Source organism: Levilactobacillus yonginensis, from assembly GCF_003946265.1.
GTDB classification, from domain to species: Bacteria; Bacillota; Bacilli; order Lactobacillales; family Lactobacillaceae; genus Levilactobacillus; species Levilactobacillus yonginensis.
Genome location: NZ_RHNO01000045.1, coordinates 1 through 1,749, shown reverse-complemented (window position 1 = coordinate 1,749; position 1,749 = coordinate 1). Strand labels below are relative to the sequence as shown.

Genomic DNA, 1,749 nt, shown 5'->3' with positions numbered 1-1,749 from the left:
GGTAGACCTTTGAAAACTGAACATTGTTTCGACAAACCAAATATGTGTAGGGCGGTTTGATACTTGGTATCAAACCCAAACAATATTTGCGAAGTCAATTCGCTTTTAAAAATGTAACAACAATCGATGAGCTATTCAAGCACATCATCTTTAAGATGAGAGTTTGATCCTGGCTCAGGACGAACGCTGGCGGCATGCCTAATACATGCAAGTCGAACGAGCTTCCGTTGATTGACGTGCTTGCACTGATTTCAACATTGAAGCGAGTGGCGAACTGGTGAGTAACACGTGGGAAATCTGCCCAGAAGCAGGGGATAACACTTGGAAACAGGTGCTAATACCGTATAACAACAAAAACCGCATGGTTTTTGTTTGAAAGGTGGCTTCGGCTATCACTTCTGGATGATCCCGCGGCGTATTAGTTAGTTGGTGAGGTAAAGGCCCACCAAGACAATGATACGTAGCCGACCTGAGAGGGTAATCGGCCACATTGGGACTGAGACACGGCCCAAACTCCTACGGGAGGCAGCAGTAGGGAATCTTCCACAATGGACGAAAGTCTGATGGAGCAATGCCGCGTGAGTGAAGAAGGGTTTCGGCTCGTAAAACTCTGTTGTTAAAGAAGAACACTTCTGAGAGTAACTGTTCAGAAGTTGACGGTATTTAACCAGAAAGCCACGGCTAACTACGTGCCAGCAGCCGCGGTAATACGTAGGTGGCAAGCGTTGTCCGGATTTATTGGGCGTAAAGCGAGCGCAGGCGGTTTTTTAAGTCTGATGTGAAAGCCTTCGGCTTAACCGGAGAAGTGCATCGGAAACTGGGAAACTTGAGTGCAGAAGAGGACAGTGGAACTCCATGTGTAGCGGTGGAATGCGTAGATATATGGAAGAACACCAGTGGCGAAGGCGGCTGTCTAGTCTGTAACTGACGCTGAGGCTCGAAAGCATGGGTAGCGAACAGGATTAGATACCCTGGTAGTCCATGCCGTAAACGATGAGTGCTAGGTGTTGGAGGGTTTCCGCCCTTCAGTGCCGCAGCTAACGCATTAAGCACTCCGCCTGGGGAGTACGACCGCAAGGTTGAAACTCAAAGGAATTGACGGGGGCCCGCACAAGCGGTGGAGCATGTGGTTTAATTCGAAGCTACGCGAAGAACCTTACCAGGTCTTGACATACTATGCAAATCTTAGAGATAAGACGTTCCCTTCGGGGACATGGATACAGGTGGTGCATGGTTGTCGTCAGCTCGTGTCGTGAGATGTTGGGTTAAGTCCCGCAACGAGCGCAACCCTTATTATCAGTTGCCAGCATTAAGTTGGGCACTCTGGTGAGACTGCCGGTGACAAACCGGAGGAAGGTGGGGATGACGTCAAATCATCATGCCCCTTATGACCTGGGCTACACACGTGCTACAATGGACGGTACAACGAGTTGCGAAGTCGTGAGGCTAAGCTAATCTCTTAAAGCCGTTCTCAGTTCGGATTGTAGGCTGCAACTCGCCTACATGAAGTTGGAATCGCTAGTAATCGCGGATCAGCATGCCGCGGTGAATACGTTCCCGGGCCTTGTACACACCGCCCGTCACACCATGAGAGTTTGTAACACCCAAAGCCGGTGAGATAACCTTCGGGAGTCAGCCGTCTAAGGTGGGACAGATGATTAGGGTGAAGTCGTAACAAGGTAGCCGTAGGAGAACCTGCGGCTGGATCACCTCCTTTCTAAGGAATATACGGAGGCTACACATACTTTG

1 rRNA gene is annotated in these 1,749 nt (G+C 49.7%); it reads left to right on the top strand.

What is annotated here, in order from left to right:
* Nucleotides 1-151: 151 nt before the first annotated feature.
* A 16S ribosomal RNA gene (locus EKM87_RS12095) occupies nucleotides 152-1,717 on the top strand.
* Nucleotides 1,718-1,749 lie beyond the last annotated feature (32 nt).